The organism is Paraburkholderia franconis (assembly GCF_009362735.1).
Classification (GTDB): domain Bacteria; phylum Pseudomonadota; class Gammaproteobacteria; order Burkholderiales; family Burkholderiaceae; genus Paraburkholderia; species Paraburkholderia franconis.
In genome coordinates, this window is the sequence record NZ_WHNP01000076.1 from 22,696 (window position 1) to 28,695 (window position 6,000).

A 6,000-nucleotide genomic window follows, 5' to 3' on the forward strand; every position below is an offset into this window, starting at 1 on the left:
ATCGACCTCTCCTTCGGGTGGCTGCGTTGGCGCTTCAGTGAATCTGCCGGGCCGCTTCGCGCCAGTGGGCGGTCTCACAACATCCGTAGTGTTGCCAAGGGAAATATGTGTACAACAAGCCAGAATACGTTACCGCGCGTGCATTTCAAGTTGACGTACAAACGGTCATTTTCGTCATGTATGCCCCGTTCATCCGTCGATTCGTTGTGCGCGGCACCAATTTTCCAGACGCCGCGCATTCAGAACCGGAAGATTACATTCAGGCTCGGACCGCTGAAGCGCAGTGTCTGCACGAGCTGATCGCCCGAGCCGTAGAAGGCGAGATACCGATACGTCAGACTGACGTCACCCCACTTCAACGCGTAGCCGAGCCCTGTCATCGCCTGCCATGTGAACTTCGACGTTCCGGCGCCCAGATCGAGATAGAACGGCACGTACCAGCGGCCGTCGCCCGTGATTGACACGCGTCCCCGAACGCCCGCGAATCCGTCAAAAATGTTCTGCACCTGCGATACGTCTAGTTGCGGGTTCGCGCCCACGCCGGTGCTCGTGGTCGAGACGGCTGTCGCGTCGAGTGTCCCCTTCACACCGAGATAGCGCATCCCCACGATCGCATCGACGGAGCCCCACGACTGCCGCATCACCGTGCGTCCGCCACCGATTTCGACCAGCGTGCCGCGAAAGCTCGTTTCAACGCTCTGCTGGGTTTCGCGCGGCCCGAACAGGCCGTTTGTCGCATTGACCGAACTCTCGTGGCGCCCGAAGTTCAGATAGATCCCGTCTGCGAAGAAACTCCAGTCGCCCTTGCGCGCTTCGCCCTGAATCATGAAAGCGAATTTGAGGTTCTGCAGATAATCGTATGGGCCCGTGGAAGCATCGGCGCCGCCGCCAGGCAGCGAGAAGCGCATCGTGCCGTCCACAGATGGCAGCCACAGGTATGGCGCCACGGCGAATTGCCAGTGGTCGTCCGCATCGCTTCGCGTCGGCGCAGCGTCCGACGCTTGTGCGAACGTCGCGACGAACGTCAGGGCGGCGATGCATCCGTAGTATCCGCGCATGAAGGGAGTCTCCTCTGCTTCCATTCGTATGAACGCGCCGCCCGACCGAACCGGCTTCCAAGCTGATGAATGCGCCGCCGCACATGCGGCAGGCGCGAGTCACGGGGCCTTGATTTCGTTTTCGAGCGCCTGGCCTTGCTCGAATGCCGTTGCGCTTTGCAGCGTCGTTTCGCAGATCGTGGTCAGCGCTTCCCGCGTCAGAAACGCCTGGTGCCCCGTCACGATTACATTCGGAAAGGAGACCAGTCGCTGGATGAGGTCATCCGCAATTACGACGCTCGATAGATCCCTGAAGAACAGGTTCGCCTCCTGCTCGTAGACGTCGATCGCGAGGCCGCCCAACTGACCGGATTTGAGGGCTTCGATGACGGCCTCCGTATCGATGAGCGCGCCGCGGCTCGTGTTGATCAGCAGCGCGCCGGGCTTGGCGCGCGATAGCGTTTCAGCGTTGATAATGTGGTGCGTCGCCGGCGTCAGCGGGCAGTGCAGCGAAATGACATCCGCTCTTTCCCCGATCTCACCGGGGGCCGCGTAACGCGCGCCCAGCCCCTCGAACTCCCGCGACGGCATCGGATCGTAGCCGATCACTTCACAGCCGAAGCCGAGCATGATCTTCCCGAACACGCGACCGATCTTGCCGGTGCCGACCACAGCGACCGTCTTGCCCGTCAGGTCGAAACCGATCAGGCCGTCGAGCGAAAAATTCGAATCCCGCGTCCGGTTGTACGCGCGATGGATTTTCCGGTTGATCGCGAGCAGCAGCGCCACCGCATGTTCCGCGACGGAGTTCGGCGAGTAGTCGACCACGCGAACGACTTTCATCCCGAGTCGAGCCGCCGCCTCCAGATCGACGTTGTTGAAGCCGGTGCAGCGCAGCGCCACCAGCCGCGTGCCGCCTTGCTGGAGGGCTTCCAGCACCTGGGCGTCCGCGCGATCGTTGACGAAAATGCAGACAGCGGGACAGCCGGTTGCAAGACTTGCTGACTCGGCCGTCAGCGGCACTTCGAAGAAATTCAGCCTGTGATGCGCGTTCGCGTTGGCCTCGTCGAGATAGCGGCGCTCATAAGGCGTCGAGCTGAAAATGGCGATCTCCATGGCGTGCCTCCGATCTCCGGATAATCGCGATAAAAGCCAGAACCACGGCGCGCGTCACGCCCTGCCCAAAGGCTGCGTGAGAGTGTCGTGGGAATTTCAGGGCAGAGGATGGTCACTGGAAAGACTAGATCACGCGCGCGCGGGATGATATGGGACCTTGGTCCAATGCCCGCGTCCTTGGTGCACGGTTACGCGTAATGTCAGGCGTCCAACAAACCTTCACGAAAGCTGCCAGACGCCCTGTCCGGGCATCTCAGCCGCCGCGGTCATTCGAGCTTCCCACATATGGTCAGTTTCCCGAGGACCGGTACGCGAGAAATAATCAGGCGCCCCACCTTTCAATCGTTGTTGGAGACGCCACCAGGCCCGCGGCGGCTTCAGAGGTCAAGGACCTAAGGTCATTCGATCGTATTCGGATATCCGGAAATATCGCCGCCACCTGTACTGTCCACGCGGCCGTTTCGGTCGAAAAATAGAGTGCGCACAAATCGAATTCTCAGCTCAGACGGTCCGTGGTTTGGGGCTGTGGGGTGTAACCCGCCCTTCAATGGCTTTAACTTGCCCAGGTGACGGCGGATTAGCGCCAGCTTCCTGCGGGCGCTTTTGGGCTTTGGCTCATCTGGCCTTTCGAGAAAAGCCCGCCTGGTCCACAGAACCGGGCGAATGCCGTTTTGGCGGACATGGGATTTCGGCACACTCCGACGCAGCGATTTCGGGGATAGTCTTCACCGAAGAGCCGCCCCCAGCGTCAAGGAAGCGGATTTTTTCGAAATTTTCGTCGTCGTCCGGCACGGGCAAAAAGAGCGAGAAATGAAAGACTTCGGTATCACCGGACAGATCGATATTGCAGAATTTGAGTCCTTCAACCCGGTTAGTGAAAAGGATTCCTACATGAGTGCCGCCCGGCGGGATCGGATTCTTGAAAGACGCTTTATAGAGCCGGTCGTCGATGTGCACTTTCGCTGCTCCGCCGGGTCGCGTATGTACTGGCCACGCGGACTCGAACGGCAAGTAATAACCCTCGCCGTTTTCGGTGCGGAACATCCATAAGTAAAGCAACGTTCTGTTCGTCACCTCGATCCAGACCGGTTGCACGTCGGCTATGTTCAGGTTGGTACCGAACATGCGCTCGTCGTCGTCGGCACTCAGCACGGCGGCGCTTACCCGTACACCGTGACTTTCTGCCGTCACGGCACGGGCGCGCAACGGCGCATCATCAACACGCGTAGACGACGGAGCACTGTTTGCACATGCGTTGAGGGCGAGTAACAGGCAACCCGCGGAGAGTGCCTCTACGATCTGACGCAATCGGCGTAGTGGATTCGTCATGGGCCGCCCGGCAAGCTGCGCCGAGCCCGATTGAGGGCGTCAGCATCACGAAAAAGCGGTGTCCGAACTACAGTCGTCTGGGAGACCTAGGACGACATGTAGAGGCTTGTGTGCCTCGGTTACTCGCCACTCATCAGTGCATCGTGTATCCACGTCCGCTCATACACGCAGAATAGGCTTGGTTCCATGCGCCCATGGCGTTCTGTTTCTGCGCCTCAGCGTTGGCCTGCGCGTTCCGCTGGTTCTGGCGCGCACGCATCCCGCCACCCATCGTTCCTGCGACCGCGCCAACGGCGGCGCCCTTACCTGCGTCGCCCGCAATCGCACCGATGACGGCGCCACCCGCCGCGCCTCGAGCGGCGCCGCCAACCCGCTCTCCGCCACCTACCGCAGGTCCGGACGGAGGCGGAGGTGTTGCGGCGACAGCTGTCGGATCAATGCCGGTTTTCGACTTGGCCCACGAAGCACATTGTCCCTCGTCCTGCTGCTGTTTCTGTGCGCTTTGGCCTTTGGCCGGATAGGCGACGGGCTGCGCTTGCGCAAGAGACTGGCAACACAGCAGCGCCGCGATAGCGCTAATGTGGTAAATCCTTAAGGCGTTCATAAGAGCCCCCTGTGTGGTGGCGTGCTCTCACCTAGTCTATTCGGTCCGCTGAATTAGCGGTAGAAATCTCGCAAGTCGATTCGGGGCGACGGCACGTGTCGCGCCTCATGGAAGATCTTTTGAGGAAGATGCGAAACTGCGATGCAGACTGTTCCCGCTTTTGTCGACTGCCCGAAACCTTGGCTCGTCGCTGGGACATGGCCACTCCTTCAGACGGTACGACATGGGTCCCGACTAATCGGCCCTGTCTGGGCTGATGGCAATTGCAAATGGGTTTGCAGCGGACTGCGGCGTCGACTCAATATGATGTTAGAACATTCATCGCGCTTTTGATGCAAATACTCGGTGTACCGACTCACCGAATAATGGCCGTGATCGTTTCGTTTGATAAAAAACGGCATGCGTCAGTGTCGAATCCCGATACGTTACGTTGCGCTTTTGATATCCGTGGTGTGCGGCGCGAGCGGTCCGGCCACATCGCGCAGGACGATCGCATTCCTTATCCGCATGTTTGAGCTAGCGAGCGAGTTGAGTGTGCGATCCAGGCCATCAGACTGATCTCGGACCCACTCCCGCCATTCGACCCAGCGCGGCCTCGACGGCGGACTTCAAAACTGCAACGACCATTCGCGTGATCACGTCGAGCGGCGGGTGAGGTTTGTTCGACGCCTGTCCATGTCAGCAGGCCCGGAAGCGCGCGACGGGACGTGCGGGCAAGCGTTGAATAAACCGAAAGGAGGGAGCCGCCGGTCGGTCTTGCGGACGATCAGATTGACACCGAACGCGGCGTCGTTCGGACCAGGTCCCATCTTGATCGTACTCAGCCATTGCGCGTACCCCTCAGTGGTGCGCTGGTTCAGAGCAGGAAAGGTGCCGATCGCTCCGCTCCGGCAGATCGCCATGACGAGTTCCGGACCGGATACCAGAAATATCGGCGCCGCGATAGCGGGCAACTTCAGGTTCTTTCCCAGCGCGACAGGAACTGTCATCGAAGAACTCCGCGATATCGTTCGGTTGATAGAAATGGATCGGGCGTTAAGCGCCCGCCCTGACATCACATCGGGCCGTCTCGGATCGCCGCAAGGCCCGGCGCAATGGTGCTGCGATCTCGCACCAACCGGCCAGAGCCAAAGGCCGGAGACAGTTACTGCCCGCCAAACGGCTTTTTGACCGTCAACTTGTTGGTGACGGATATGACACCCGGAACGCCTCTCGCGACCTCGCTCACTTTGTCGATCTGCGATGAATCGACCACGGTTCCGTCGAGCGTCACTGCGCCGGCCTTCGCGATGACGCTGATGTTGCCAGCGCTGATCTCCTTGTGCGTGACGATCGCGGAGTAGACCTTGCGGCGCTGCGCGCGATCGGCTTTCCGGATGTCTTTCGCCGACATGCTGCCCGAGGCCGCGATCGCAGTTCCGTTCGACGCGGTGCTCAAGTCGCTTGCGCCCGCCTGCGCCGAGGCATGAACAGATGCCGAGGCGATCAATACGCTGCCCGCAATCCCGAGCGCCCAATTTGTTTTCATTGCTTGCTCCAGTTGTTGTCTGTGTGAAGGGGATCAGAAGCCGTGACGGATACCGACCATCGCCGCCGTGGTTGACCTGCCTTCCGGAACGCCCGGCACCTACCGAAGGCCCATCGAGGCTGGGTGAAAACCCTGGGCCGGCACGGGCGCGCCCGCTCGCGATGGCCGGATTTGTCAGTACGTGGGCAGCTTTGGACAGCTTGTGCACGGCAGATGCCGGTACGATCGGCTGCATCGTCACCGCCTGGCCATTTCCTTTTCGGGCGTCGTGGCAGTTATCCATCGACCGCTTGATTGGACGAATCACCATGAGCTACACCGCCCCCGTCAAAGACATGCTTTTCGTGCTCAGCGAGCTGAGCGGCATCGCAGACATTGCAAAGTTG

8 protein-coding genes are annotated in these 6,000 nt (G+C 60.3%); 2 read left to right on the forward strand and 6 right to left on the reverse strand.

What is annotated here, in order from left to right; genetic code table 11:
- Window positions 1-239 precede the first annotated feature (239 nt).
- From GCT13_RS39475 to GCT13_RS39490, 4 genes are all read right to left on the reverse strand, one after another.
- Complete coding sequence (locus GCT13_RS39475) at window positions 240-1,058, reverse strand: hypothetical protein (RefSeq protein ID WP_152767335.1); 819 nt, start codon at window positions 1,056-1,058, stop codon at window positions 240-242.
- Window positions 1,059-1,157: 99 nt separating this feature from the next.
- The gene (locus tag GCT13_RS39480; RefSeq protein ID WP_152767336.1) at window positions 1,158-2,153 is read right to left on the reverse strand and encodes a 2-hydroxyacid dehydrogenase; all 996 of its coding nucleotides are present in this window, start codon (window positions 2,151-2,153) and stop codon (window positions 1,158-1,160) included.
- A gap of 615 nt (window positions 2,154-2,768) precedes the next feature.
- A complete protein-coding gene (locus tag GCT13_RS39485) occupies window positions 2,769-3,482 on the reverse strand; it encodes a hypothetical protein (protein ID WP_152767337.1) in 714 nt (237 codons plus the stop codon).
- 133 nt (window positions 3,483-3,615) lie between these two features.
- A complete protein-coding gene (locus GCT13_RS39490) occupies window positions 3,616-4,086 on the reverse strand; it encodes a glycine zipper domain-containing protein (RefSeq protein WP_152767338.1) in 471 nt (156 codons plus the stop codon).
- Window positions 4,087-4,355: 269 nt separating this feature from the next.
- On the opposite strand from GCT13_RS39490, the gene GCT13_RS39495 reads away from it, so the two are divergent.
- Window positions 4,356-4,601, forward strand: coding sequence for a hypothetical protein (locus GCT13_RS39495; RefSeq protein WP_152767339.1), 246 nt, complete (start codon window positions 4,356-4,358; stop codon window positions 4,599-4,601).
- Window positions 4,602-4,721: 120 nt separating this feature from the next.
- On the opposite strand, the gene GCT13_RS39500 is transcribed toward GCT13_RS39495, so the two are convergent.
- On the reverse strand, window positions 4,722-5,075 hold the full coding sequence (locus tag GCT13_RS39500; RefSeq protein ID WP_193727884.1) for a nitronate monooxygenase family protein: 354 nt from the start codon (window positions 5,073-5,075) through the stop codon (window positions 4,722-4,724).
- A gap of 155 nt (window positions 5,076-5,230) precedes the next feature.
- Entirely contained in the window at window positions 5,231-5,614 is a 384-nt protein-coding gene (locus tag GCT13_RS39505) for a BON domain-containing protein (RefSeq protein WP_152767340.1), read from the reverse strand.
- 161 nt (window positions 5,615-5,775) lie between these two features.
- Here GCT13_RS39505 and GCT13_RS48780 point away from each other — a divergent pair.
- The coding region (locus GCT13_RS48780; RefSeq protein ID WP_193727885.1) for an acyl-CoA dehydrogenase N-terminal domain-containing protein at window positions 5,776-6,000 on the forward strand (225 nt) is incomplete at its 3' end.